Here is a 25,979-nt window from a genome sequence, read left to right as displayed (position 1 = left end):
AAGTGACAACGCATGACAACACCGAGCACTGAGCACACTCCGAATGCGGGAAGCCTGCCTACGCCACTACTCGAGGAACGTCGCGGGCACGTGCTCATACTGACCATCAATCGACCAGAGGCACGCAACGCCATCAACAAGACCGTCGCGGACGAGCTGGGCCGGGCACTGGCCGACGCAGACAGCGATCACGACATCCGCGCGATCATCGTGACCGGGGCAGGAAACAAGGCATTCTGCGCCGGTGCCGATCTCAAAGCCCTTGCCCGCGGCGAGGAAATCGGTTCCGATGGCCCGTGGGGATTCGCCGGGTACGTTCGTCACGCTGTCTCGGTGCCGACTATTGCTGCGGTCAACGGTTTCGCGTTGGGCGGTGGCACCGAAATAGCTTTGGCCAGTGATCTTCTGGTCGCCTCCGATACAGCGACGTTCGGCCTGCCCGAGGTGACCCGCGGGGTGATCGCCGGCGCGGGTGGCGCCTTCCGTCTCGCCGCGCAGATCCCACCAAAAGTAGCCCTCGAACTGGCACTGACAGGTGAGCACATCACAGCAGCGCGGGCACTGGAGCTAGGTCTGGCCAACCGAGTGGTGCCGGCCGACAAACTACTCGAAACCGCGCTGGAGATCGCCGAACGCATCAGCGCGAACGCTCCACTCGCAGTCCGAGCAACCAAGCGGATAGCCAGAGCGATCGGCAACGGCTCCTATGAAACAGAAGCTCACTCATGGACACGGACAAAGCATGAAGCACACGGAGTGATGAGTAGCGAAGACTCCGCCGAGGGAGTCCGCGCCTTTGCCGAAAAGCGGTCACCCATCTGGGCAGGGAAATGAATCATCGCCCATCTGAGAAAGGTGGACCAGCAATGTGTAACAGATCGAATCTCGAGAAGGACTGAAGAATGAAAACTCGATTCAGAACATTTACCATTGCCACCGCGATTCTCACCTCGTTGAGCCTGGCGGCGTGTGGTACCGGCACGTCGTCGACCAGGCCGACAGACGGGAGCTGGGACGACGTCGTCGCAGCCGCGAACAGGGAAGGCAGCGTACTGCTCTATTCGAGCCAGAAGCCTGCCAACCTAGAAGCACTGAAGGCGTCCTTCGAGGCGAAATACCCGCAGATCAGCATGGAATTCGTCCGCGGCACAGACGCCGACATCAACCCCCGCGTAGAGATCGAGAATCGGATCAAGAAGGGAGTAGCCGACGTTCACATGCTGACGGATGCGGCATGGATCAAGACCGCATCCGATTCGGGCGCATACTCGACGGAATTGATCGGGCCAAGCCTCGGGAGTCCTGCTTACGGGCCCGGAAAAAGCGTGATAAACAATCGCTTTTTCCTCACCAGCGCCGCAGTCTTCGCGCTCGGCTGGAACGCCACAAGCGTTCCACAGGGACTGAAGAGTCCTCGAGATATTCTCAAACCAGAATACACCGGCAAAATCGGCATAGTGAACCCGGCCGGAATTGCATCTTACGTCGATCTATACCGATACTATTCCAAAACTTTCGGCGAAGACTATTGGGAGAAACTGGCGGCCCTGAAGCCGCGTGTCTTCCCCAGCGCAATCGCAATCGGTCAAGCATTGGCATCCGGCGAAGTCGTCGTCGCGCCAGCGGTCCAGCCATTGGTGGCAGAGATCGCCGCCGGGGCGCCAGTGGGCTGGACTCTCCCTGAAAACCCCTGGGGGACACCGTGGTACAGCCATGTTCTCAAAGTGGCGCCGCACCCGAACGCAGCCCAGGTGCTTGCTGATTTCATGGTCACCCAGGAAGGCCAAACGGCGCTGAACAACGGGTATGCCGCGACACTGCCCGATATCCCGGGAGCAGTTGCACGCGCGCAAGACATCCAGTCGCCAAATACGGCCGACCTGACGCCGGATCGGATCAAAGAGTACTCCCGGCAATGGGAAAAATTGTTCCTGTCCTGACCGGATTTCACGAACTCAGCATCCCGGGAAGGATGGCTCTTGTGCACGACCTAGACCCTCATACCCCAGTCATGGTGGGGGTGGGCCAAGTGTCCGACCGCATCGATCGACCGAACTACCGACAGTTGAGTCCCGTGGAGCTGGCGGCGGAAGCTTCCAGAGCCGCGATAGCGGATTGTGGTGCAGATCCCCGGTCGATCACCGAGCAGATCGATACCGTGGCCGGCATAAGGCAATTCGAGAACTCAACGCCCATCGCACTCGCACCGTTGGGTCGATCAGACAACTATCCCAGATCGGTCGCGGATCGGATCGGCGCAGATCCGCGGCGCGCAATCCTGGAAGTCAGCGGCGGCCAAGCTCCCCAACAGCTGGTAAACGAGATGGCCCGCACCATCGCACGGACAGGTTCTGGAGTAACCCTGATCTTCGGGGCCGAGGCAATCTCCACAGTCCGCCATCTCGTCCAGGCCGAGCGACGACCCGACTTCACCGAGCACCGCGGAGGACAGCTCGAGGATCGCGGCTACGGATTGGAAGGCCTGGTGTCGGAGTCCGAGGCGAAGCACGGACTCATCGGCGCACCGCCTCGATACGCCCTGTTCGAAAACGCTCGTCGTGCTCGGCTCGAACAAACGCGCACCGACTACGCGCTGTCCATGGGGCGACTCTTCGAACCGTTCACCTCAGTTGCGGCGAGAAACGTGCATGCGGCGGCCCCGACCGAACGTACCGCGGCAGAGCTGGCCACGGTCACCGAGCGCAATCGCATAATCGCCGATCCATATCCGCGGTTCATGGTTTCGCGAGATCAGGTCAATCAAGGCGCGGCCCTACTCATCATGTCTGTCGGCACTGCAAGGAGTCTCGGCATACCGGAATCGAAATGGGTTTTCCTTCATGGTCACGCAGACCTTCGCGAAAAGGATCTCCTGGACCGCCCGGACCTCAGCACGAGCCCGGCAGCCATCGCGGCTACCAGCCATGCCTTGGATGTCGCTGGTATCGGGGCCGCACAGCTTTCATCGATCGACCTCTACAGCTGCTTCCCGATCGCGGTCTTCAATATCTGCGACGGACTCGGACTGAGCCCCACCGATCCGCGGTGTCTCACCGCAAGCGGTGGCCTGCCCTTCTTCGGAGGTGCCGGCAACAACTATTCGATGCACGCAATCGCCGAAACGGTCACCCGGCTGCGATCTGCGCCCGGCTCGTTCGGTCTTGTGGGCGCTAACGGGGGCTACCTCAGCAAGTACTCCGTCGGCGTCTATTCGACCAAGCCAGTGGAATGGCGTGACAGTCACAGCACAGAGATCCAAACAAGACTCGATGCGGCACTGAGCATCTCAGCAGTTGACACGGCTGACGGATGGGCTGTAGTCGAAAGCTACACCACCAAGTACGGCCGCACGGACCAGACCGGCATCGTTGTCGGGAGACTTGAAGACGGCCGGCGCTTCCTCGCCAACTCCATCGACGGCGATGTCGCAACGCGCGACATGCTCAGTAGCGAACAACCCATAGGACAGCGGGTCTTCGCGCGATCCACCGGCCGCGGCAATCTCGTATCGACGAGTGTAGAAGCCATGAACACCTTCGCAGCAGCGCCCTCGTCATCGTCTTCCTTCCGCGGATGAGCGGACTGTCAACGACGGTTGCAAACTGGTTCCGGCCCACTTTCTAGTGCTGCGGGGCGCGCCGGTTCCTGTGCCCGACCACCGACTGCCCGCGACGGCACCTTTGCCGAGCAGATCGACGGGTCGCGACAGCCATACCTCCGCTGCTGCACTCTGCGAAGAACTTCGAGCATCGGGGTGTCGCGGCAGCTACAGCGCCGTCCGCGATTACCTCCGCCCCTTCCGCAGAATGGGTTCAGCACCACCGTCCACACCGAAAGTGCGACGTATAACTTCGTCGATATTGCGACACCCCGACAACCTCACCGACGACGCACAGATCAAGCTCGAGCAGTTCCTCGCCAGCTGCCCACATCTCGAGGCCACCGCAGCGCATGTCACTTCGTTTGCAGAGGTGCTCACTGAACACCTTGGTGCACAATTGAACTCGCGGATGTCTACCGTCTCGGCAGATGATCTTCCACACCTGCATCGCTTCGTTCGAGGGCTCGACACCGATCACGCCGGAGTCCGCAACGCGCTGACCCTGCCGTACAGTTCCGGCACCGTGTATTGCCTGCTCATCACGGCGGCCAAGAAACATATCGTGGACGAGCACGACCCCAGCTGGCTCCCTGGCTCCAATGACGAGATCGCCGAAACACCTCGAATACTGAACACGATGCGCGGACTCGGCGAATACCTCACCATCGCCGCCGAACGCAGGACCGGACGCAGCCGATGACTGCCGCCGGAACCGACCGACTACCTCACGCCGAGTGGAGCCTGCACAGTGTCTTGCCGGTGGTCGCGCCGGACAGCATCGCCACCAGCGCGGCACTCGCCTGCTCAATACCGTCGAAGACCGATTCCCGATAGCTCAGTCGGCCGTCCGCGAGATAACCGGCTACCTCCTGTCGCATCGGTTCCTGGAGATGGTTGAACGAACCGGCGCGAAAACCGCGCATTCGCAACCCTTTCGACACCATGGTGAACAGGTTCGGCGGACCCGCCGGGGCGGCGCCGTCGTATCCGGATACCGCGCCGCAGAGGGCGATCCGGCCCTGCGGGCACAAGGCGTCGAGGGCCGCGGTGAGATGGTCGCCGCCGACATTGTCGAAATAGGCATCGATCCCCCCGGACGCGAGCCTGGCGAGGGAATCCGATAAGGGGGCGTCGTGGTAATCGAACGCGGATATACCGAGCTCATCCCGCAGGAAAGCGACCTTCTCCGGGCTGCCCGCCGAACCGATGACCGTGGCGCCGCGCAGTTTCGCGAGTTGCGCGGCCAGCAAGCCGACGGCGCCGGCGGCCGACGAGACCCACAGGGTGTCCGCCGAGGTCAGTTCCAAGATCTCGAACAGACCCACATAGGCGGTCAGGCCGGCGCTGCCGAGGGGGCCGAGGAACCACTGCGGGGGCAGGGCCCCGGAGTCGATCCGAGTCGGGGCACCGTAGCCGCCGATGGTCCGCGCATCCGGCCCCACGATCGCGAACTCCCGGTACCCGAGGGTGTGGGACACCAGGTCACCGGCGACGAAACTGGGATTGTGGGTCTCGACGACTGTGCCGAGCGCGAGCCCGGTGAGCGCGTCACCAGGTTGTAGCGGGGGCAGATACCCGTCCGGCGTCGACTCCGCCAGCCGGATCCGTATGGACGGGTCGATAGACAGCCAGGTGTTGCGTATCAGCACCTCGCCAGGCTCCAGCGGTGGTATCGGCGTCTCGACGAGGGTGAGGTCGGCGCCGCTCAGCTTTCCGACCGGTCGACGCGCCAGGCACAGTTGACGATTCATAGATGACCCTTCTGTCTGATTGACCACGCGACCGGTCGGCACGCGAGCGCGACCTCCGGAGTCCGCGCGATGAGCAGGCGCCCTACCGCTCCGTCGGCCTCGACCTGCGCGGTCGCGTCGAGTGACGCCTCGAACTCCCCTGCCGGGTGGCGCGGCCGAGTACCAGTCCGCTAGTCGAAACTTGCCGCACGCCCAGGGTCCCGATCGACTCCCGTGGACAGGACCATCGCGAATTCGGCGTCCAACACCGTCGCATCCTGCAACCTGCCACTGTCGACCGTCGCGTAAGTGTCCCCGATCAGGTAGATCATGAAATGAACTTAGTTCAGGAAACTGCTTCTTGTCGAGAGCGTGCACGGCTAGGTTCGAGGTGCCGAACCGGAAATAATTCAATCGGAGAATCGCGTCCCGACCTCAGCAGCCGACGCCCCCGTCCGCGTTCGGAACCGGCAGCCCTGACCCGCGGGCCCGAGCAAGTTCAACTGCGCGAATCGACCGTCACTGTTCGTCGGTTACGCATGCGGGAGCACCCCGGTCCCGCCGGCCTTACGGCGGACTTTCCCAATTCAATTGGCCCGAATACCTGTTCACCGGGGCGGATCTGCCGCAGAATCGCGTCGGGAAATCATCTCGGCGGGACGCGGTGCGGCTCGCCACCTACTAAGCAGTTCATAAGCAGCCTCCGAGTTATATATCTGCTCGCGATCGAGGACTTCGTACGTCACGCCGGCCACGGCGGCATCCTCCGCGAGCAGATCGAACATCCCGCCACGCCGAGCGATGCCCCAGAACAGCGCTAGCCGAGTGATCTACGGTCGCTACCGGTTCCCGGCATCAGTCATACTATTGACAGCCTTTGTCTCCCAACATATTTGACAAAACGCTCGAGCGGGATCGATCAGTGTAGTCGGCCGGGCGGCGGCTGAGAGAGGGAAATCATGGGATTGCCAAGTGCATTCGGCAAGGCCGCCGGTGCGGGCATCGCGGCGCTCGCACTGCTCGCGCTGCTGCCCGGTACCGCACAGGCGGCCATCGGCCGGGCCTCCTACGTCACCACGGCGGGAAAGATCTTGTCGATCGAACGACCCGACAGCGGCGCCTGTATCCAATTGCAGGATGCCACAGTGCGTTTCGAGAACGGCACCAGCGACCGGGCCTACCTGTTCGGTGATTCCGCCTGCGGTGCGGGATCCGAAATCGAGGGTGTCGATCTCATCTGGAATGCTCCGGGTGGAGTGCAGGCCCTGTCCGTGCGCTTCGAGCCAACCGGGTAGCCCGCGACATTCGACGCCGGAAAGACCCGAAAACCGCCCTACCGCAATGAGTTGTGCGGCGACGGCACCGTGTTCGCTAGGCGACCATGAACACGATCCCGCCTTGAATGACTCCGGGGCCATCAGGCGGAGTCGACAGCCCCACGGTCAAATCCTTGCGCCGGATGTCGGTTCGACTGCGTCGACGCTAGTCGGGCGTGGTGATGGCTCGGTCGAGCGCGTCGCGCGACACACCCTCAGCGCTGTTGTCGAAGAACACGTGGCGTGCTCCTCTCCAGCAGCATTCTGCGGTCTGGGTTCTCGTCCAGAACTCGTCCCAATGATCGAGTTTCCACGCGTCGCGCTCGTACCCGCGATGGCTGATGCGGGTTCGCACCCGGTTGCCGTCGGCGGTGACGTGTACGACGATCCTCTCGGCGTCCGGGGGCCAGTCGTGGTCGACGGCGGCCCGTTCCAGATAGTCCGCTTCCGGGAAGTACCTGACGAACGGGGCGTCGAGCACGACGGAGATGCCGAGCCGGAGGTTGTCGCCCGCGATGCGCAGCAGCGTCGCATACTCCAGGTCCATAACGACGCTCTGGTAGTACTCGTTGTTGTCGCGCTCGTTCTTATCGGTTCCCGCCGCTTCGAGCAGAGCTTCGGTGAATGCCGTTGCCACACTGTCCTTGTCGATGTAGGCGGCGCCGATTCGTTGCGCGATGAGAGCGCTCGTGGTCGACTTGCCCGAGCCCGCAGGCCCGATCACAAAGAAGAGTTTCGTGGTCATGTGGGGATTGCCGCCCGTCCGGGAGCCGTCATCGCGGTCACGCCGTTGCCTCCCTCGTGTGCATCCGGTCCTTCACGAAGAACGCGTACGCGGCCGCCCCGACCAGTAGCAGCACACCGCCGACGAGGAAGACGAAGGTGTAGCTTCCGTCGGTGGCGGTGAGGATCGCGCCCGTCACTACGGGGGCGACGGCCGCGCCGAGGAATCCGCCGAAGTTCTGGATGGCGCCGAGCGAGGCGACCTGGTTCGGCTTGGCGATGTCGGCCGCGAGGGTCCACAAGCACCCGATCGGAACCTGCGACGCGAAGTATCCGATCGACAACAGTGTGATCGCCAGCGGAGTGTTATCGACGTACGCAACGGGCAGCACGGCTGCCGCAGCGAGCACCGCACCGCCGACGATCGGGACTTTGCGGGCGAGTACGGCGTTCATGCCCGATTTCACGAGCCTGCTGGACAGATAGCCGCCGAAGAGCACGCCGACAATGCCGCACAGGAACGGCAGGGCCGCCAGCCAGCTGCTGTCCTTCAGGCTGAACCCGCGCGCGGTCTGCAGATAGCTGGGTAGCCAGGTGAGGTACACCCACACCGTGTAGAAGATGCCGAACGCGCCGAGGATCATGAACCAGGTGTTGCGGTGCTTGAACAGTTCGCCCCAACCGACCTGCTCGACCTTCCGCTCGTCGGCGTCGTCTTCGCGCGCCGTCCCATTGATGAACATTTGCTCCCGGATATTCGGGTCGCGATACACCCGCAGCCAGACCAGCACCACGACGATGCCGAGTGCGCCGATGAACAGGAACATGCCGCGCCAGGTCATCGTGATCAGCAGGAATGTCAGCAGCGGCGGCGCGATGGCGTTGGCGATCTGCGAACCGGTGTTCACAATCGATACCGGCAGCGCGCGCTCGGTTTGGTTGTACCAGCGTTCGGTGACCTTCAGACTCGAGGTGAAGAACGGCGACTCGGCCACACCTAGCGCCACTCGAGCGGCATAGAGGAAGCCGAAAGAGTTGGCGGTGGCCGAGACCATCGAGACCAGGGACCAGAGACCGGCGGCCCAGGCGTACATCTTTTTGGGGCCGAACCGGTCGACCAGATATCCGGCCGGCAGGTTGGCGATCGCGTATGGCCAGGAGAACGCGGACAGGAGCAGGCCCATTTGGATAGCGCTCAGGTCGAACTCCGCGGCGATCGTGGTATTCGCGACGCTGAGATTGCTGCGATCGAGGTAGTTGACGACCCCGCCGATAACGAGCAGGGCCACGAGGAACCATCGGATCCGGACAGTCCTCGGTGGCTCGTCTGCGACGACCCTGCGAACGGCTTCTTGTCGGGTCATTGCTGCACTCCTTTGTGAGCTGGCACGCTGGCGGGTGCCGTGCGACCGTGGTCGCGGTTACTTCTTTGCGTTATCGATGGCCGCGAGGAACGCAGCCGCCGCCGCGGTCACGCGGTGGTAGTCGCCGTCTTCGCGGGCGGCTTTGGTGACGAAACTGCCCACGCCGACCGCGGTGACGCCCGCGTCGAACCAGTCGGCGACGTTGCCGAGGGTCACGCCGCCGGCGGGGAGGATCGGGGCCTGCGGCAGTGGGGCCTTGATGGTCCGGACGTACGACGGTCCCGCGATCTCGGTCGGGAACAGTTTGACGATGTCGGCGCCTGCCGCCATTGTGTCGACAATTTCGGTGGGTGTGAATGCGCCGCTCACGGAAACGACGCCGTAGCGGTTGGCTGCGGCGATCATGTCGCGGTCGAGGTTGGGGCTCACCAAAATGCGCGCTCCGGCCTGGATGCAAGCGAAGGCGGCGGCAGCGTCCAGCACGGTGCCTGCCCCGATCGCCACACCCTGCTCTTCGTACTCGTCGGACAGGGTTCGGATCACGTCGAGCGCGCCCGGCACAGAGAGGGTGATCTCGAGTGCTCGCATTCCGCCGGCGATGGCGGCGCGCGATACGGCGAGCGCTTCCGCTGCGCTGTCCAGTCGCACGATAAGCAGCGCCCCGGTGTGGACGATGCTGTCGAGGACTTCGAACTTGGTTAACATGATCGCCCACGATATCACGAGTATTCACAAGTTGTGTGATTCTTTGTGACATATTGTGCGGGATGGATACACTGGCCCGGTGAGCGCCCCTCTTATCCCCGAGCAACGCCAGCAGGAGTTGATGCGCCTCTTACGCAGTGCGGGCGTGCTCAGCATCCGAACCCTGACCGAACTGATGGACGTCTCACACATGACCGTGCGACGGGATATCGCGAGCCTCGAAGACGCGGGGCAGGTCATCTCGGTGCAGGGCGGGGTGCGGCTCGCGGAATGGAGCCAGATCTCGCCGCCGCGGGAGCGCGAATCACGCGCCCACTTGGAGCTCCCGCGCAAGCGGGCGATCGCGGAAGAGGCCGCGGCGTTGGTCGAAGACGGGATGGCCATCTTCCTCGACGCGGGAACGACCTGCGAATCGGTCGTCCCATTCCTCGCCGCACGTAGCGACCTCACCGTGGTCACCAATGACTTCTTCACGGTGAAGGCGCTTTTCGAGCATCCGTCGATCGAGACGATTCACACCGGGGGATCCGTCGACGTCTCCAGCGGCTCCAGCAGCGGCCCCCTTGCGGCGGCGACCGTGCACTCGGTCAACCTCGACCTCACGTTCCTGAGCACGGGAACCTGGGATATCGAGCATGGGGTGACCACCCCGCAGACCGACAAGGTGACACTGAAGCAGACGGCGATGGCCAATGCCACCGACACCGTGCTGTTGGCGGACAGCACGAAGTTCGGCACCTTCGAGCGATTCAAGGTAGCGCCGCTGCATCGGCTCAGCCGGATCATCACTGATGCCGAACTTCCCGCCTCCGTCGCCCGGAGCATCGACGATGCCGGGACGCTGGTGGATCGCGTGCCGCTGCGCGGCTGATTCACGCCGAGTCGTCTGGCTGATCGGAACGCGGACTTGGCCGCCGCGATCGAGATGGGCGGCGGCCGCCGGCGCGTGGCTACTCGCCGAAGGTGGACGAATAGTGGAACTCGAGCGCCACGGCAAAGGCGGCCCTCTGGCCAGGCTCCTATGAAGTCACTGACGCCACACCCGGTGGATGCACACGAGCACCTCCGCCCAGGCCGACCGACCCCGTTGAGGACCCATAGTCAGGCCGTCGGACAGATTCCGGCGGGAGGTGCTCACCTACATCCGGTCTGTCAGTCATTGACGAACTGCTGGCCGCCGTCGATGTCGTAAGTGGCCCCGGTGAGGGCGTCGTTGACCATGATGTGCACTGCGAGGGCGGCGACGTCCTCGGGTCCGACGACCCGGCGGATGGGCAGCGTCTTGCGCAAATGCTCCCGACGGGCGTCGAGTTGGTCGCCGAGCAGGGAGGCCGACAGCGGAGTGTCCACGAACCCGGCCGCGATGAGGTTGACCCGGACCGGGGCGATCTCCAGGGCCAGGTTGGCGGTCAGCGCCGGCAGCGCCGCGGTGACGGCGCCCATCACGGACATGCCGATCGCCGGCCGCCGGCCACCGGTCCCGCCGATGAAGAGCAGGGTCCCGCCGGCCCTGACCTTCCGGCGGCTCGCCCGCGCCACGGCCAGTGTCATCGCGATGCGCCCGCCGAATTCCCGCCCGGCGTCGGCCAGGTTCATTTCGTCGAGCGGCGTGTACGTGGGAGTGCCCGCTGTGACCATCACGTGGTCGACCTGCCCGGGCAGCTCCGCAAGGAAGCGCTCCAGACGGTCGGTGTCCCGGGCGTCGAACGCCGCCGTGCTCAGCGGGTTCAGCTCACGTGCCGCCTGCTCCAGGCGTTCGGGGTTCCGGGCCGCGAGCACCACTTGGCCGCCGGCCGCCCGCACCTGCCGGGCGGTCTCCAGGCCCATGCCCGCGCTGCCCCCCACTACTACGACCGTCTGACCGGCCAGTCGTCGGCCCGCTCCGGCTCCTTCGGACTCGCTCACAAGTCGTCACCACCTTCATGCTCGGCCTCTGTCCTTCCGCTTCCTTCCGCTCGCCAACGCGTCATCGGCATCACCTCACAGTCGTCCAGGCATCTGTCCACTGCACTCCCCAATTGCCGGGCGGGACCGTCCGCGCATTCGCCGGCCCAGGTGTTGCTTCCGCCGGCGCTTGTGCCCCGGACTCTCACGAGGAGCCCTCGTCGGGAACCCGATCCGCCAACTTGACGAACTCCTCGGTTGTGAGGATGGCGTGCGCATACAGGGGCGCGTTGAGCTCGAACGTCGCTGTCATCTCCTCCCAGCTGAAGGATGCGATCGCGTCACGGATGAGGGTCACGTGATACCCGAGCTCCTGGCCGAAGCGCGCTGTCGTGTCCACACAGGTGTTGGCTCGCATGCCGATGAGCACGATCTTGCGGATGCCGTGCTGCTTGAGCATGAAGTCGAGATCGGTATTCGCGAAGCCGCTCGAAGCCCAGTGCTGGCGCACGATGAACTCGCCCTCGCGAGGCTGGAAGTCGGGATGCCACTCGGCGCCCCAACTGCCCGCCGCGAAGGTCTGCTGCGCCACGATGCGCTGCTGGGTCGACGACAGGAAATCCCACGTGACATATGCGCTCGGCGTCGTCTGGTGATGGGGCACGATGAAGACACGCAAGCCCTGGCTGCGCGCCGTGGCGAGCATGGTGCGCATATGGTCGAGGAGGCCGACACCCTCTGCTACCTCGTTGGCCCTCGGCCACAGCTTCCCTCCCTCCGAGAGGAAGTCGTTGTAAGGGTCGACAATCAGGAGCGCGGTTTCCTTCGAGGAATATTGCGCTTCAGCGGTCATGGATGCCTCCCATCCAGTCGACACGCAGTGCAAATTGCATACCGCCCACGCATAGCGATGCCGGGCCACGACTCCGTCCGAACTCCAGATCCTCAGTCTGTCACGATCGGCCGTGCACCCGGCCTGTTCCCGCACGAAGTCGTGACATGGCCGACCGGTGTGGCAGCTCGACCGCCCGCAAATGGAGGTTCGACCATTGTCCGCGCCCGGTTGCAGCGCTGCGCGGGGACTCGTAGCGTGCGAAACGCTGTTGCTCACTGCCCGCGGGACCACGTGTCTCACACACAGATTCACTGACCGGAGGCGGACCGGGCCCAGGTCAGCCCGAGCCCGGACTCGACTTCTTCGACTACGAGCCGAGTCCCAACGAGCCGGTCACACCGGGCGGTAGCACCCCCACCGCGACGCGGGTTTTGTCCCTCCCCGGACCTGTCGATGGGTGCCGAGGCCGCCGTGATACCGGCGTTTCGGTTGCCGCAGTCTGCCCAGCGTGTTGCTGTGTTCATTCGAGCGCGTCACAACGCGATCGTCGGTCGACCTGACTGAATGAGCGTCGGAAGGTGTTGTGCCGCATCGAGATCCGTGCGTTCACGCGCGACGGATATCGCGAGGACTGGTGCCGAAACGATGCCGGAAGGCGGTACTGAATGCGCTGGCGGAGCTGAAGCCGAGTTCGATTGCGAGTGTGGTGAGGTTCCGATCGCGGTACGCGGGGTCCTGCAGTCGTACGGTCGCCGAAGGGAATGGCGTCACCGCCATTCCTGAGGTTAATTTGATGGAAATTCCATGTTGATTGAGGTGCACATCACAGCAAGACTGGTGCTATGACCGCAACCACTCACTGCCGTCGACGGGATGGATCTCGATCGCTCCCGGCGAACTCGCGAGACTGCGGATGGCGATGTCATATCGCAGCGGTGCCGATGAACCGGACAGCTACTCGAAAGCGATGAGCTCGCGGACGGTGCACACGCTGATCCCCACTGAGACAACAACATTCAGATAACAAGGTTCAACAGAACACGGCCGTACATGTCGCGGCCGGGAACGGCTCTCCAGCGCACTGGGGCGTTCACAGTCGACCGATGTGTCGCCAGGATCTACCGGCGATGTCTCATCGCCGAGATGTCCGGCGGCGAGGAGTTGGCCGAGCTCAGCCACGAGCTGGGTGGACTGGATCCGGACACGGACATCGCGGCTCGGCTCGTCGAGGAGGGTGCGGTCGTCGCGACGACAGAACTCGGTGCGAGTCGGCTGTCCTGAACGAAGAGGCAACCACACCAAGGGAACGCCGGCGTGGGCCAGGCCGCGTAGCAGAACATCCACAATATCCAGGAGTGTCACCAACCATGCGCATCGGACTCATCGGACTCGGCCGTATCGGGGCCTTCCACGCGGACACCCTCGCCGGGCTGCCCCGCGTCGAGGAGTTGATCGTTACCGATTTCCTCGGCACTGCGGTACAAGCGGTCACCGAGCGGATCCCCAAGGCCCGTGGCGTCGCCTCCCCCGAGGCGATGCTCGACGCGGGGCTCGACGGCGTCATCATCGCCGCGTCGACCACCATGCACGCCGAACTCCTGCTGGCATCGGTGGAACACGGCATCCCCACTTTCTGCGAGAAACCCATCGCAGGCACCGTCGACGAGGCCATAAAGGTCCGCGAACGAATCGGCAGTGCGGGGGTCCCCGTTCAGATCGGCTATCCACGACGCTTCGACCCCGCCTTCGTCGCCGCCCGCGAGGCACTCCAGAGCGGCGTGCTGGGGCGAGTCCACACTGTGCGGTCGACGACCATGGATCCGGCCCCACCGCCCGCCGCCTACCTCGCCGGATCGGGCGGCATCTTCCACGACTGCGCAGTCCACGACTTCGACGCGGTTCGCTGGGTCACCGGTCGAGAGGTCGCCGAGGTCTACGCGGTCGGGACGATCGACCCCTCCGCACCCGAGGAGATGTACCTCGCCAACGGCGACTTCTCGAGCGCCTCGACCCTACTCACGATGGACGACGGGACGATCGGAGTCATCTCGAATACCCGCACCAACGCCCGCGGCTACGACGTTCGGCTCGAGGTCCACGGCAGTGACGACTCCGTCGCCGCAGGCTTCGACGAGGGTCTTCCCCTCCGCGCGACACAGCCCGGCATCACCTGGCCGGCCGGGCCGCCGCACACATTTTTCATGGACCGTCTCGCGGACGCTTTCCGGCGCGAACTCGCGATTTTCTGTGAGGTCGCCACCGGCGCCGCTGAGTCGCCATGCCCCCTCGAAGACGCGCTGATGACGACGTGGGTCGCCGAGGCTGCGACGTTGTCCGCCAAGGAGCGCCGGCCCGTGCGCATGGAGGAAGTACTGCGGTAGTCCGACCCCGTCGAGAATGCCCGGTGGCAGCAGCCAACCATCATCAGCAGCCCAGCAATGCGCGTCCGCGATACCGCCAAGCGCGGTATGACGATGCGGTCGCCGTGGTCGAGGACCTCCGAATTCGCCCCGGCGCCCGATCGACTCGCGACACAGGATTCTACGAATGCCCGCGCCAAGGGGATTCACATCGCGCGGGACCCCGAAGCGGGCCAGGTCGGAGCACATCAGCTCCGACCTCGCCCGTTGTCTACTCGACAGTGCCGTGCGGTTCATATCGGCGACAACCATTCCGTGCTCGTCGTTGCCGCCTTCAGCGCATCCGGCAACGGGTCTACACCGAGGCCGGGCCCGTCAGGCACCGTGATGTATCCGGCTTCCAGCCGCAGCGGTTCGATGATGTCTCGTTCGTAATAGCGATCCGAGGCCACGATGTCCGCGGGCAACGTACAACCGGGTAGCGCCGCTACCGCCAGATTCGCCGCCTGACCGAGCCCGGTTTCCAGCATTCCACCGCAAAATGCCGGTACGCCGTGCGCCGCACAGACATCGTGCGTCGAGCGTGCCTCGAGATAGCCACCGACACGTCCGGCTTTGATATTCACCACCGAGCACGCCCCGAGCTCGATCGCGTCGGCAGCGCCCCGGGCCGAGAGAATCGATTCGTCCAGGCAGATCGGCGTACGCAAGCGACGGGCGAGCATGATGTGATCGCGGCAGCAATCCTCGGCAAGAGGCTGTTCCAGCATTTCGAGTCCGAACTCGTCGAGACCGGCGAGGTGGTCCGCATCGGCCGATGTATAGGCGCCGTTCGCGTCGACCTGCAGCTCGAGAGCGTCGCCGAAGCGCTCCCGTACCGCCCGTACCGGCGCGATATCCCATCCTGGCTCGATCTTGAGCTTGATCCGCTGGTAGCCCTGTTCCAGATATTCCACGACGGTATCCAGCAGTTCGGGTATCTCGTCCATGATCCCGATCGAGACACCCGCGGCCACCGACGTGCGAGTCGCGCCGAGATATCCGGCGTAAGACCGTCGTCGGGACCGCAGCCAGGCGTCGAGGATCGCCATCTCCAACGCGGCCTTGGCCATTCGATGACCACTGAACCGGGCAAGCGTGGGCGCTACATCTTCCGGGTCGAGATCGCGGCGGGCCAGCGCCGGCAACAGAAACCGGCGGATGACGTCAGCGGCGCCATCGATGTACTCGGAGGAAAAACTCGGAGACGGCAGGGCTACGCACTCGCCCCAGCCCTCGGCGTTCGAGGCAACCACCCGCAGCAGCAGAATGTCGCGCCACAATTCGACCCCGAACGAGGTCCGAAATGGGCTGCGTAGCGGAAGGCCCAACCGACGCAGCTCAACGCCCTCGAGCCTCACCTTCACAGCTTGGCATATCAACCCCTTGCCGATAGCCGCTTACTATCACCGATTATCTGACAGATCACTGTTTCACTCCGTAGACTGCGGGCATCAGGGGCGGTGTCACCGGGACGCCACCCCAGCTGATCAGAGAGACACCAAGTTCGTGATGCGTTCCGCGGTAATCGCAGCTTTCGTCGGCACAACCCTGCTCGCAGGCGCCACCGGTACCGCAACCGCGGATATCGCGATCGAACCGGGCACCGGATCCAGCACGGGTTCGAGTTCGGTCACCACCGGATCGGCCGGCGGTGTCACCACCACCGGCTCCTCGGGCACCGGCTCGGCCGGTGCCGCGATGTCCGGCTTCGAGAATCTGCTGTTCGGCGGGCCGCTGCTGTGCGCCGCGCTCGGGAGCGCCGCCGGGGCGACGCTCAGTTGCGCATAGGCGATTGCCTAGCGATTGTCGGCGTTGCCCGCCTTCCACTCCGGCCACGGAATGTTCCAGTCACCGAGTCCGTCGACGCCCGAAAGCGTGCCGCCCACAGTGTTCTTGACGATGGTGATATCGCCGCGCTTGGCGTTCTGCAAAACCCACAGCGCGTTCGCGGGGCTCAGGTTCAGGCAGCCGTGGCTGGTATTCGAGGAGCCCTGCGCACCGACCGACCACGGCGCGGAGTGAAAGAAGATGCCGGAGTAGGAAAGTCGGGTCGCGTAGTCGACCGGCGTCTTGTAGCCGTTCGGCGAACTCACCGCGACGCCGTAGGTCGAGGAGTCCATGATGATGCGGTCGAAGCGGTCGCCGACGATGTAGATGCCGTTATCGGTGGGGGTGCTGTCCTTACCCATCGAGGTGGGCATGGTCCGCACCACCTGACCGTTCATCTCCACCGTCACCTGCTTGGTGTTGTCGTCCGCGGTGAAGATCGTCGGGTCGCCGACGGTGAAGAACGAGTGGATATTGTCCTGACCGAACAGCCCGCTGCCGAGATCACGGCCGTAGACGTTCACATCGATGGTGACCTTGGTGCCCGGCGCCCAGAAATGCTCCGGCCGCCACCGGACTTCGCGCTTGTTCACCCAGTAGAAGGCGCCCTCGACCGGCGGCTCGGTGGTGATCTTGATTGCCTTCTGCGCGGCCATGCGGTCCGGGATGTTCTCGTCGAACTGCACGGCCACCGGCTGGCCGATGCCGACCACTTCGCCCTCACCCGGCAGCAGATACGGTTTGGTCTGGCTGTCCGGGGAGCTGGTGGTGAAGCTCAACATCGTGGAGTTCGCGCCGCCCAGACCGATCGCGTCGGCCTTCAGCTTGTAGGTCTTGCCGTATCCGAGTACCTCGGTGTTCTCCCAGGTCCGGCCGTCCGCGGCCAGCTTGCCCGCGACCGGAACACCCTGGGGGCTGGTCAATGTCACGGTGGTGAACTTGCCGTCGTCGACCTTGAAGGTCAGCGGCACGCCCGGCGAAACTCCCATGTCACCGTCCTTGACCGGCGACAACAGCTTGGGCTTCATCAGTTCCGTGATCGGATTACGGTCGATGGCCACCGTCGAGGCGTCGGTGGCGTTGGACGACGAACACGCCGTCAAAGCCAGCCCCAACACCGCGCATACGATCACCGGTCCCGTGATCTTTCTCATCGACCGATGTCGACCCTGACCAACACTCATTACCAACCCCGTTTCAAGTCCCGATGCGGCCAGGGCACCCGACGGCTTCGGATCCAACCCGACCACGCTCCTCCCGCAACGCCGACGGAGTTCGGTCCGGACCACGCTCCAGACATTCTGCCAGCGCAACGGGTCCGGTCCAATTGGAAATCACTCCGCCACAGGCGAGTTCCACCGGTTAGATCATCCGCACCCCGTCGGGTGTTAACACCCATCGCGAACTCTCCATCGCCCCCGGTCAGAAACCGATTTCACTTCTGGGTACTCGGCCTGTTAATGTTTGTCCCGCACCGGAACACGGAGCGCAGCAAGACACGCGCCATTAGCTCAATTGGCAGAGCAGCTGACTCTTAATCAGCGGGTTCGGGGTTCGAGTCCCTGATGGCGCACTCAAATTAGCAGGTCAGGCCCGATTTCATGATCGGGCTTGTTTCGCTGTACCGGACCGTCACCAAAAGAACACCAAAAAGTCACCACCAATGGTTCCTCAGCTGGCCGTGCCCAGCCCCGGCTCCAGCACGGCCGATGAGTCCGGTGCCCGCTCTGGCGAGACGATGTAATACCGCTCCGTGATGCCCTCACGAGAATGCCCCAACTGCTTCGCAGCCGTCTTCGAATCCGATGCCTCAGCAATCAGCGTTGCGACCGTCTTCCGGAATGTGTACTGAGTCACATCCTTGTACAGAGTGCCGCGTGCGTCCCGCCATGTCCTGTTGAAGTTGTGCGGATCGCACAGCACTCCACCCCGGCCGGGGAAACGAGGCTGACGACCGTCGCCGCCACGGTGTAGGTGCCCGGTCGGCTTCGAGGTCGAACTGGTCCCAGGACGTCGCCAGCGCTTCTGCTGGGTGCAATCCGGAGCCGAGGATCGGCCTAGGCGTTCGCGTTCGCCTCAGAACTTCGGCAAGTCCTGCCACTCACTCGACAGCCGGGCAGACCACGCCGGTTTGCGGCGGCCGAGCCGGGCGCGCATTCCTTCCGCGGCGTCAGGGGTGCCCATGACCCGCAGGTGCAGTTCGGTTTCGAGCTCGGCGACGCGGGTGGGGTCGTAGCCGTGGATCGCGGTGTCCCACAGTAGTCGTTTGCTCAATGCCGCGGACATCGGTGCGACATTGGCGGCCATGTCGGCGGCCATCGCGAGGGCGGCGGGCAGCACGTCGGCGGCGGGTAGGCAGCGGGTGGCGAGGCCGAGTCGCACTGCTTCCGGGCCGTCGAATGTGCGTCCCGACAACAGGATGTCGGCCGCGACCGACATTCCCGCGACCTTGGCCACGGTCCAGTGCGCCATCGCGTCGGGCACGACGCCGAAGCGCACCTGGGGAATGGCGTAGCGGGCGGCATCGGCGACCACGCGGATGTCGGCCTGCATCGCCAGGGTCAGCCCGATGCCGATCGCGTGCCCGTTCACCGCGGCGATCACCGGTTTTCGCAGGGCGAAGGCGGGCGGGTCGACCGGTGACGCGGAAAATGCCGCGCTGTCGGGCTTTTCGAACGTCGTCGCACCGCGGCCCAGATCCGCTCCGGCGCAGAAGGCCGGGGCGGCGCCGGTCAGCACGATGACCCGGACCGCGTCGTCGGCATTCAGATCGCGGTACGCCCGGCCGAGCGCGCGGCCCATGGCGGCGGTGAAGGCATTGCGGCGCTCGGGCCGGTCCAATGTCACCACCGCGACGCCGTCGGCGATGTCGATCCGCACGCCGCTCATGCGACCTGCAATTCGGCGACCAGGTCCCTGATGTGCGCGTCTGTGCCGGCGTAACCCGGGAAATAGCAACAGATCCGGTCGGCGACCGCACCGAAGCGCGCCATGATCTCGGCGGCGCATTCTTCGGGCGTGCCGTAGACGGCGAGTGTCTCCAGCATCCGGTGATCGATCAGTTCGGTCATCGCGGCGACCTGGCCGCGCTTGGACAGCATGTTCAGTTCGGGCTGGAGCTCACCCCAGCCCTCGACATCGAGGACCGGACGGTAGGCGGGCGTCGATCCGTAGAAGGCGAGCAGCCGGCGGACACCGACGGCGGCGGCCTCGAGTTCGCCGGCGGTCCGGCCCATCGCAACGATCACCTGCGGATAGATCGCCAGCTCCGCGGCATCGCGATCGGCGCGCGCCAGGCCCTCGGCGATGGCAGGCTGGGTGCGCTCGGCGAAATGCCGGGCACTGTTGAACGGCATGACCAGTAGCCCGTCGGCCACCTCGGCCGCGGTTCTGGTCATGATCGGGCCGAGCGCGCCGAGGCAGATCTCCGGCACCCCATAGGGATTGGGACCGGGGTCGAAGGTGGGCGGCATCAGGGTGTGCCGGGTGAATTCGCCCTCGAAGCGCAGCGGCGTGCCGTGCTGCCAGGAGCCGAGGATGGCCTTGACCGCCAGCACCGCTTCCCGCATCCGTGCCGCAGGCCGCGACCACTGGCCGCCGTACCGCTTGTCGATGTGCGCGCGGGTCTGCGAACCCAGGCCCAGCCGGAACCGGCCGCGGCTGAGCAGATGCAGGTCGTAGGCCGCATGCGCCAGGTGCACCGGGCTGCGTGGGAGGGCGATGGCGACATTGGTCATCAGGTCGACGGGTTCGGCACCGGTCGCCGCCAGGGTCAGCGGCAGGAAGACATCGTGGGGGCCCTCGAAGGTGAACAGTCCGTCGGCGCCGCACGCGATCAATTCGGCTGCCCGCGAGACGGCTTCGTCGGGGCGACCGTTCAGCTGGAGATCGATCTTCATCGTTCCGCCACCCCACCCGCGGCCACGAGCGCGTACAGCGCATCGGCCATCCTCGACACGAACAGCTCGGCCTCTTCACTGCCACGCGAGAGCGCGTGGAATGTCGTTGTCCCCGCGAGTATCTCGAAGACGAGTTCCGCATCGGAGCCGGGCGCGATCCGGCCGTCGTCGACCGCGCCGCCGAGCAGCTCGGCGAACGCCTTGCGCACCGGGGCCCCGATCGCCAGCAGCCGCCGCCGCGCCTCCTCTGTCTGCGAATCGGCCAGCAGGCCGGGCACTCCGGCTCGCGCGGCGGGACTGTCCGCGCGAGCGAGGAAGATGCGCACCCAGGTCGCCAGGTCGGCCCGCAGGTCCCCGGTCGGCTCGGGCGGCGCGTACCCGCCCGGACCGTGAATGGCCTCCTCCAGCAGGGCCTGCCGAGTCGGCCAGCGTCGATAGATCGCCGGCGTGTTCACCCCGGCACGCTTGGCGATCGCCACGACCGTGGTCTGCGGATATCCCACTTCGGCCAGCAACTGCCGAGCCGCGATGAGCACGGCGAGGTCTTTGTCGGCATCACGCGGCCGACCGGGGCGCGGCGAGGTCTGCGAAGTCACTATTACATAGTAACCTGTAATGTTATTCTGCCCCGCCACAATCCGCGGTCGCACCTACACGTCGACGAGAAGCTGCTCGATCCGTGCGACGCAGAACGCGGTCACATCGATCTCCGGCGGCAGCTGTAGCCGGTGCGCCATCCGCAGCAACGGGATACTGAGCAGGACGGCCGCCAGTATCTCGTTGTAGCGCAGGTTGCGCACCGTCATCCCACTACGTTCCTCGTAGCGTGCGATCGTCTCCTCCCGGGTGGGCGTTCCCGGAAGTCGTTCGGTGTCCTGGAATTCCGAGCACGCCCAATCCAGGAACAGCATCCAGGCGAGGTCGGCCTCGTGGTCGCCGATGTAGGCGATCTCCCAGTCGAGGACACCGGTGACCCGGAATTCGCTGTCGTAGAGGATGTTCGACATGCGGGCGTCGCCCCAGCACAGCGTGACGTGCTCGGGTTCGTACAGATCGGCGCGCAGCCAGTCCACGGCCCGGCGCAGCGCGGGCGGCTGCGTGGTCGACGCCCAGTCGAGCGCGGCGTCGACGTAACCGATCACCTGCTCGAGCGGCGTGGCACCGAATTGCGGAAACGACAGGAAGTCCAAATTCAGTGTGCGCCAGCCGAGCCGGTGGATCTCGGCGATGGTGTCGACACAGCCCCACCACATCTTCGCCCGCTGGGCAGGCTCGGCGTCGAAGTACAGCCCGGCCGAGTGGTAGGACGGAAGGTCACCGGGCGCGCTGCCCTCGATCCGGTCCATCACGAAGTACGGACTGCCGAGGGCTTCGGTGCCGCGATCCAGCCAACGTACGGTGGGAACCGCGAGGGCAGTGTCGGCGAGCCGGCGCATGACCAGCACCTGTCGCAGCAGATCGTAATCCGGAAACAACGCCACCTCGGGCGGGCGGCGCAGCACCAGCGACACCGGCTCGGCGTCATCGCATTCGAGGTCGAACAGGAAGGTCTCGGTCGCCAGCCCGCGCGGGCTGGCCGACCAGTTCGCCACCTGGACGGAGTCGGCGCCGGGAAATCCGGCGCGCAGCACAGGGACGACCGCGGTCGGCAGATCCGCTGCCGTGGGTCGAGCGGTCATCAGTAGCCCTCGTATCCGTAGCGGGCGTTGCGCCCCATGAACACCATCTCCACCAGCCCGTAGCCGACCTTGCCGTCGCTGCTCTCGATCTTGCAGAAGGTCTCGGTGAGCATGCTGACCTGGCGCAGTTCGTCGGTGTCGTTCAGGTCGACGGTGAAGCCGTCGCTGTAGGACGGGCCCTTCCAGATACCCGACGCGTATCCGCGGTACATGTCGTAGCCCGCCAGTCCCGGCCAGAAGTCCTGTAGCGCGGTGACCGTGAAGGTGCGGGTACTGCCGTCGGCGGCGTTCGTGTTGAAGGAACCCTCGGACACGATCCGGAAGTCGTCCCGGAACCGCAGGTCGTGGGTCACGCTGACGATCGGCACAATCGCCGCCTGCGCCTCGATCGGCTGCTGGATGGAGCCCTCGAAATGCCAGCGCTGCCCGTCGGCGGTCTCGCGCTGCGCGAAATGCACCAGCTCGTCGTCGAACTCGAAGATGCCCATGAAGTACAGGACGCCATCCGGGATCTCCGAAGGCTGCAGACCCGCGCCCTCGCCGAGGCTGCCGCCACCGCCACCGTGGCGGGTACCCCAGGAATGGTCGCGGCCGAACCACCAGGTGTCGGGGTCGATGTCGATGCGCTCGCCGTCGACTTCGAGCCAGCCCGAGATCTGGCCGTTCTGGTAGTAGCGGCGCGCATCCTCGCGGACCCGGCCCCTGGTGCGGAAGAACGCGGGCTCCTGCTCGTAGGCCGGGAACCGACCGCGGAAGTTCAGCTCGAGACGCACGCCGTGGTCGTTGTCGTCGAGGGTGGCGCGCACACCGCGCAGCGGTTCGGTGATCTCGTAACGGTAGGGCCCGATCTGCCAGGCGCCGAGATCGTCGTAGTTGCCGCCGATCTCGCGCGACAGGCGCGCCACGTGCGCTTTGCCGTCCACGGTCACCATGGCGTAGGCGTCCATGACGTTGCGGTTGGGATAGCGCGCCATGCCGGTCATGACGCTGACCCGCCCGGTGGTGTCGAATCCATAGAGCACGATGCGCTCGGTCCAGCGCAGATCGCTCTGGGCGACGTGGTCGAAGGTCGTTGGCAGTTGATGGCAGAGCAGTTCGTCCTGGGGAGTCAGCACGGCATTTCCTTCGAGAGCGAGAGTAGAACGGGTTTCAATTTATCGAATTTGAATACGCGATGAAGCGTTTTTCAAAAACTCCCAGTTCGGCTATGCTCTGCCCTCATCGAAGGAGGTGTGATCGGTGACCGAACAAAGCGAGGCCCGGCAAGGCCCCGGCCGCCCGCGTGACCGGCAACTGGACGAGCAGGTGCTGCGCGCCACTCAGGAACTGTTGGTGGAACAGGGTTTCCAGGCCACGACGATCCAGGGCGTCGCACGCCGGGCCGGGGTGGTCGCCACCTCGATCTACCGTCGGTGGCCGAACAAGATCCACCTCGTCGAGGACGCGATCTTCGCTCTCGACACCGGGGTAGTCCCGCAGCCCACCGGCGATATCGGCGCCGACCTGCTCGCGTGGACCCAGTTGTTCTTCGCCGCCGCAACCCACCCCGCGGCTCGCTCCGGCATCCCAGGTCTGCTCTCGGCCTACCACGACGACGAGCAGAGCTACCGGCGGCTGCGCGAACGCGGCGAGGGCCTGGCGCGAGTGGCCCTGCGCGCCACCATCGACGCGGCGATCGAATCCGGTCAGGTCCCCCCGGGCTGCGATCCCGACCTGATCTTCGAATTCCTGCGCGGCGCAACGCTACTGCGCGCCCTCACCCGCGGCGACGAGGACGGCGAACAATTCTGCCGCCAGACCGCCGCGGCACTGGTCACCCTGGCCGTCCACCACGAAAGTACGACATGAGAACTTCCTATCGCCGCATGCTCGCCGCGGCGGCGGCCGTGCTGCTGGTGCCCGCCGCCAGCGGCATCGCACAGCCCGACTCCGCGGGGGGCGTGCTGGAAAACCGCGACATCGCCGAGACCGCCGTCGCCCGCGCCACCGGCGCGGGCGACGCGCTACCCGAACCCGGCCTGCAAGGCGACGTGCCCGCCGGCGAACGCGACAGCCGCAGCAGCACACATGGTTACCGGTGCAACATCAGCCGCATCGGCGGCTATGCGGGCCGCGGCGCCGGGATCACCTCGACACAGTTCGAGCACTGCGTCTATCTGGGCAGCTTCTTCCCCGGCAACCTGCTCGGTCCCGCGCAGGGCGTGCAGGTGGTCGACGTCGCCGATCCGGCGAACCCGGTGCTCACCGCTACGCTCACCGAACCGGCCATGCTGGCGGGAACCTGGGAGAGCCTCAAGGCCAACGCCGCGCGAAAGTTGCTGGTGGGCACCGGAGTACCCGCATTCACCGGAGCCGGGCTGATCTCGGTCTACGACCTCTCCGACTGCGCGCACCCGCGTCTGCTCAACCCGGGACCCGGCACCGATCTGAGCCTGCCGGTCCCGATCACGGCACACGAAGGCGGATTCTCTCCCGACGGCCGCACCTATTGGGCCTCGGGCGTCATCCCCGGGATCGTCAGCGCCGTCGACCTGACCGATCCGGCCGACCCCCGCGTGATCTGGCAGGGCATGCCGGGCCAGTCCATGCACGGCATGGGCCTGCGCGCCGACGGCAACCGCCTGTACCTCGCCGACAACATGGGCGGGCTGACCATTTTGGACACCTCCGCGGTGCAGCGACGCGACCCCGATCCGCAAGTGCCGATCATTGCCCAGCTGACCTGGACCGACGGCTGGGCGACCCAGCAGAACGTCCCCGTCACCTATCACGGCGTCCCCTACCTGTTCAGCGCCGACGAGGCCGGATCCGGCGGCGTCAAACTCATCGACATCTCCGACGACACACATCCGCGCGTAGCGAACACGATCAAGCTGGAGATCAACCTGCCACAGCACCGCGACAGTGCGATGGCATCCAGCATGGGCGGCTCACTGTTCGCCTACGACGCCCACTACTGCTCCGCCGACCGCCCGGTCAACCCCACCGCGCTCGCATGTGGCTGGATCTCCTCCGGCATTCGGGTGTTCGACGTGCGCGACCCGCTCCATATGCGCGAGATCGCCTACTACAACCCGCCCGCGCGCACCGGTCAGAACAGCGAGCTGTGGAACTCCCCGCACGCGCTCGCCTCGATAATCGGTGTTCCGCTGCTCAGCGCGCCCTCGGTGATGCAGGCCGTCGAGGCGGGCGCCTTCGATCCCGAGCAGGCACAGAGCTCGCGCACCGGCGACGTGGCCTTCGGTGACCTCTCCACCGATTGGTGCTTCTCCGCCCCCGAGTGGCGCGGCAATCAGCTGTGGGCCGCCTGCGCCGACAACGGCCTGCTCACCCTGGAGTTGTCCCCCGAGGTGTACACCCCACCCGCCGACCAGCACTCGACGGTCGGCTCATGAGCCGACGAATGCTGCTCGGCGTCGCGGCCGCCGCGTCGATCCTGCTCCTGCTGGTGCTCGGCGCGGCCATGCGACCGCTGGTGGTCTCCGACACCGCCACTGCCGCACCGGTATTGACTCCCGCCGAGATCGGCTTCGTGCAGGACATGACCGGCCACCATCAGCAGGCGCTGATCCTGGTCGAGCGCCTCGCCCCCGATGTCGACCCCACCGTACGGCGGCTGGCCGACCAGATCGCCGATGCCCAGCGCCTGGAGATCGGCATGATGCTCGGCTGGCTCCGGTTGGCCGGGGCAACCCCGACCAACCCGCACCCGATGTCGTGGATGCCCACCGGTCACCACACCGCCGCACCGACGACCATGCCCGGCATGGCTACCCGCGCAGACCTCGACGCCCTCGCCCGGGCACGCGGCGCCGAAGCCGAAACACTGTTTCTTCGCCTGATGTATCGCCACCACCAGGGCGGCGTCACCATGGCCCAGACGTTCGACGAGTTGTCCACGGGCGGCCCGGTCGAACAGGCGGCCCGCGACATGATCAGCACCCAGAGCCAGGAGTCCGGGATCATCGGTCTGCTGATCACCCGGCGCGGCGCGACAGCGACCAGCTGAGTACC

The 25,979-nt window shown here is 65.3% G+C and carries 27 protein-coding genes and 1 tRNA gene; 13 read left to right on the top strand and 15 right to left on the bottom strand.

Translation table 11 applies throughout. The annotated features are described in order from the left end of the window. Positions 1–12: 12 nt before the first annotated feature. The 4 genes from ACIBW7_RS11145 to ACIBW7_RS11130 all read left to right on the top strand — a co-directional run bounded on the left by ACIBW7_RS11145 (position 13) and on the right by ACIBW7_RS11130 (position 4,301). Positions 13–834 carry a crotonase/enoyl-CoA hydratase family protein gene (locus ACIBW7_RS11145; protein ID WP_397046125.1) on the top strand — a complete coding sequence of 274 codons (822 nt, stop codon included), beginning with the start codon at positions 13–15 and terminating at the stop codon, positions 832–834. Between the two features lie 68 nt (positions 835–902). Beyond that, the gene (locus tag ACIBW7_RS11140) at positions 903–1,940 is read left to right on the top strand and encodes an ABC transporter substrate-binding protein (protein WP_397046124.1); all 1,038 of its coding nucleotides are present in this window, start codon (positions 903–905) and stop codon (positions 1,938–1,940) included. After that, the gene (locus ACIBW7_RS11135; RefSeq protein WP_397046123.1) at positions 1,916–3,577 is read left to right on the top strand and encodes an acetyl-CoA acetyltransferase; all 1,662 of its coding nucleotides are present in this window, start codon (positions 1,916–1,918) and stop codon (positions 3,575–3,577) included. Before ACIBW7_RS11140 ends, ACIBW7_RS11135 begins: the two co-directional genes overlap by 25 nt. A gap of 433 nt (positions 3,578–4,010) precedes the next feature. Next, positions 4,011–4,301: a hypothetical protein gene (locus tag ACIBW7_RS11130; protein ID WP_397046122.1), complete on the top strand. Its 291-nt coding sequence runs from the start codon at positions 4,011–4,013 to the stop codon at positions 4,299–4,301. 25 nt (positions 4,302–4,326) lie between these two features. Here ACIBW7_RS11130 and ACIBW7_RS11125 read toward each other — a convergent pair whose 3' ends face one another. Continuing rightward, entirely contained in the window at positions 4,327–5,352 is a 1,026-nt protein-coding gene (locus ACIBW7_RS11125; RefSeq protein ID WP_397046121.1) for an NADP-dependent oxidoreductase, read from the bottom strand. A 170-nt stretch (positions 5,353–5,522) separates the two neighbouring features. Continuing rightward, positions 5,523–5,663: a hypothetical protein gene (locus ACIBW7_RS11120; RefSeq protein ID WP_397046120.1), complete on the bottom strand. Its 141-nt coding sequence runs from the start codon at positions 5,661–5,663 to the stop codon at positions 5,523–5,525. 627 nt (positions 5,664–6,290) lie between these two features. Between ACIBW7_RS11120 and ACIBW7_RS11115 the strand changes: the two genes are divergently transcribed. Beyond that, a complete protein-coding gene (locus ACIBW7_RS11115) occupies positions 6,291–6,626 on the top strand; it encodes a hypothetical protein (RefSeq protein ID WP_397046119.1) in 336 nt (111 codons plus the stop codon). A gap of 187 nt (positions 6,627–6,813) precedes the next feature. Here ACIBW7_RS11115 and ACIBW7_RS11110 read toward each other — a convergent pair whose 3' ends face one another. The 3 genes from ACIBW7_RS11110 to ACIBW7_RS11100 are packed head-to-tail and all read right to left on the bottom strand — an operon-like array spanning position 6,814 to position 9,457. Then, positions 6,814–7,392 carry an AAA family ATPase gene (locus ACIBW7_RS11110; protein WP_397046118.1) on the bottom strand — a complete coding sequence of 193 codons (579 nt, stop codon included), beginning with the start codon at positions 7,390–7,392 and terminating at the stop codon, positions 6,814–6,816. Between the two features lie 37 nt (positions 7,393–7,429). Further along, entirely contained in the window at positions 7,430–8,734 is a 1,305-nt protein-coding gene (locus ACIBW7_RS11105) for an MFS transporter (protein WP_397046117.1), read from the bottom strand. A 57-nt stretch (positions 8,735–8,791) separates the two neighbouring features. Next, positions 8,792–9,457: a bifunctional 4-hydroxy-2-oxoglutarate aldolase/2-dehydro-3-deoxy-phosphogluconate aldolase gene (locus ACIBW7_RS11100; RefSeq protein ID WP_397046116.1), complete on the bottom strand. Its 666-nt coding sequence runs from the start codon at positions 9,455–9,457 to the stop codon at positions 8,792–8,794. A gap of 61 nt (positions 9,458–9,518) precedes the next feature. On the opposite strand from ACIBW7_RS11100, the gene ACIBW7_RS11095 reads away from it, so the two are divergent. Next, the gene (locus ACIBW7_RS11095; protein ID WP_397046115.1) at positions 9,519–10,310 is read left to right on the top strand and encodes a DeoR/GlpR family DNA-binding transcription regulator; all 792 of its coding nucleotides are present in this window, start codon (positions 9,519–9,521) and stop codon (positions 10,308–10,310) included. Between the two features lie 281 nt (positions 10,311–10,591). On the opposite strand, the gene ACIBW7_RS11090 is transcribed toward ACIBW7_RS11095, so the two are convergent. From ACIBW7_RS11090 to ACIBW7_RS11080, 3 genes are all read right to left on the bottom strand, one after another. Beyond that, positions 10,592–11,344 carry an SDR family oxidoreductase gene (locus ACIBW7_RS11090; protein ID WP_397046114.1) on the bottom strand — a complete coding sequence of 251 codons (753 nt, stop codon included), beginning with the start codon at positions 11,342–11,344 and terminating at the stop codon, positions 10,592–10,594. A gap of 184 nt (positions 11,345–11,528) precedes the next feature. After that, positions 11,529–12,176 (bottom strand): isochorismatase family cysteine hydrolase, encoded by a 648-nt coding sequence (locus ACIBW7_RS11085; protein WP_397046113.1) that lies wholly within the window; start codon positions 12,174–12,176, stop codon positions 11,529–11,531. Between the two features lie 588 nt (positions 12,177–12,764). Then, positions 12,765–12,935, bottom strand: coding sequence for a helix-turn-helix domain-containing protein (locus ACIBW7_RS11080; RefSeq protein ID WP_397046112.1), 171 nt, complete (start codon positions 12,933–12,935; stop codon positions 12,765–12,767). 366 nt (positions 12,936–13,301) lie between these two features. On the opposite strand from ACIBW7_RS11080, the gene ACIBW7_RS11075 reads away from it, so the two are divergent. Together ACIBW7_RS11075 and ACIBW7_RS11070 are read left to right on the top strand one after the other, a co-directional pair. Then, a complete protein-coding gene (locus ACIBW7_RS11075) occupies positions 13,302–13,439 on the top strand; it encodes a hypothetical protein (RefSeq protein ID WP_397046111.1) in 138 nt (45 codons plus the stop codon). An 86-nt stretch (positions 13,440–13,525) separates the two neighbouring features. Beyond that, positions 13,526–14,539: a Gfo/Idh/MocA family oxidoreductase gene (locus ACIBW7_RS11070; protein WP_397046110.1), complete on the top strand. Its 1,014-nt coding sequence runs from the start codon at positions 13,526–13,528 to the stop codon at positions 14,537–14,539. A 272-nt stretch (positions 14,540–14,811) separates the two neighbouring features. Here the strand turns inward: ACIBW7_RS11070 and menC are convergent, their stop codons facing one another. Then, positions 14,812–15,918 carry an o-succinylbenzoate synthase gene (menC, locus tag ACIBW7_RS11065; RefSeq protein WP_397046109.1) on the bottom strand — a complete coding sequence of 369 codons (1,107 nt, stop codon included), beginning with the start codon at positions 15,916–15,918 and terminating at the stop codon, positions 14,812–14,814. Positions 15,919–16,069: 151 nt separating this feature from the next. On the opposite strand from menC, the gene ACIBW7_RS11060 reads away from it, so the two are divergent. Then, positions 16,070–16,348: a hypothetical protein gene (locus ACIBW7_RS11060; RefSeq protein WP_397046108.1), complete on the top strand. Its 279-nt coding sequence runs from the start codon at positions 16,070–16,072 to the stop codon at positions 16,346–16,348. Positions 16,349–16,356: 8 nt separating this feature from the next. On the opposite strand, the gene ACIBW7_RS11055 is transcribed toward ACIBW7_RS11060, so the two are convergent. Beyond that, positions 16,357–17,571, bottom strand: a complete 1,215-nt coding sequence (locus ACIBW7_RS11055) for an Ig-like domain-containing protein (protein WP_397046107.1) — start codon at positions 17,569–17,571, stop codon at positions 16,357–16,359. Positions 17,572–17,887: 316 nt separating this feature from the next. On the opposite strand from ACIBW7_RS11055, the gene ACIBW7_RS11050 reads away from it, so the two are divergent. Then, positions 17,888–17,960: transfer RNA gene (locus ACIBW7_RS11050), tRNA-Lys, on the top strand. Positions 17,961–18,463: 503 nt separating this feature from the next. Here ACIBW7_RS11050 and ACIBW7_RS11045 read toward each other — a convergent pair. Genes ACIBW7_RS11045 through ACIBW7_RS11025 form a run of 5 tightly spaced genes read right to left on the bottom strand, consistent with a single transcriptional unit; the run spans position 18,464 to position 23,080 of the window. Continuing rightward, on the bottom strand, positions 18,464–19,276 hold the full coding sequence (locus ACIBW7_RS11045; protein WP_397046106.1) for an enoyl-CoA hydratase/isomerase family protein: 813 nt from the start codon (positions 19,274–19,276) through the stop codon (positions 18,464–18,466). After that, on the bottom strand, positions 19,273–20,286 hold the full coding sequence (locus tag ACIBW7_RS11040) for a TIGR03617 family F420-dependent LLM class oxidoreductase (protein WP_397046105.1): 1,014 nt from the start codon (positions 20,284–20,286) through the stop codon (positions 19,273–19,275). Before ACIBW7_RS11040 ends, ACIBW7_RS11045 begins: the two co-directional genes overlap by 4 nt. After that, on the bottom strand, positions 20,283–20,882 hold the full coding sequence (locus ACIBW7_RS11035) for a TetR/AcrR family transcriptional regulator (RefSeq protein WP_397046104.1): 600 nt from the start codon (positions 20,880–20,882) through the stop codon (positions 20,283–20,285). The genes ACIBW7_RS11040 and ACIBW7_RS11035 overlap by 4 nt, the downstream gene beginning before the upstream one ends. Positions 20,883–20,936: 54 nt before the next feature. Then, the gene (locus tag ACIBW7_RS11030; protein WP_397046103.1) at positions 20,937–21,965 is read right to left on the bottom strand and encodes a phosphotransferase family protein; all 1,029 of its coding nucleotides are present in this window, start codon (positions 21,963–21,965) and stop codon (positions 20,937–20,939) included. Next, positions 21,965–23,080: a hypothetical protein gene (locus tag ACIBW7_RS11025; RefSeq protein ID WP_397046102.1), complete on the bottom strand. Its 1,116-nt coding sequence runs from the start codon at positions 23,078–23,080 to the stop codon at positions 21,965–21,967. Before ACIBW7_RS11025 ends, ACIBW7_RS11030 begins: the two co-directional genes overlap by 1 nt. A gap of 124 nt (positions 23,081–23,204) precedes the next feature. On the opposite strand from ACIBW7_RS11025, the gene ACIBW7_RS11020 reads away from it, so the two are divergent. Genes ACIBW7_RS11020 through ACIBW7_RS11010 form a run of 3 tightly spaced genes read left to right on the top strand, consistent with a single transcriptional unit; the run spans position 23,205 to position 25,974 of the window. After that, positions 23,205–23,813 (top strand): TetR/AcrR family transcriptional regulator, encoded by a 609-nt coding sequence (locus tag ACIBW7_RS11020; protein ID WP_397046101.1) that lies wholly within the window; start codon positions 23,205–23,207, stop codon positions 23,811–23,813. Continuing rightward, the gene (locus tag ACIBW7_RS11015; protein WP_397046100.1) at positions 23,810–25,360 is read left to right on the top strand and encodes an LVIVD repeat-containing protein; all 1,551 of its coding nucleotides are present in this window, start codon (positions 23,810–23,812) and stop codon (positions 25,358–25,360) included. The genes ACIBW7_RS11020 and ACIBW7_RS11015 overlap by 4 nt, the downstream gene beginning before the upstream one ends. Beyond that, the gene (locus ACIBW7_RS11010) at positions 25,357–25,974 is read left to right on the top strand and encodes a DUF305 domain-containing protein (protein WP_397046099.1); all 618 of its coding nucleotides are present in this window, start codon (positions 25,357–25,359) and stop codon (positions 25,972–25,974) included. The genes ACIBW7_RS11015 and ACIBW7_RS11010 overlap by 4 nt, the downstream gene beginning before the upstream one ends. Positions 25,975–25,979: the final 5 nt, after the last annotated feature.

Origin of the sequence: Nocardia sp. NPDC049526, from assembly GCF_044465765.1 — a bacterium.
In the GTDB taxonomy this organism is placed as follows: domain Bacteria; phylum Actinomycetota; class Actinomycetes; order Mycobacteriales; family Mycobacteriaceae; genus Nocardia.
The sequence above is the reverse complement of the archived record's forward strand: the minus strand, read 5'-3'. Positions and strand labels throughout refer to the sequence as shown.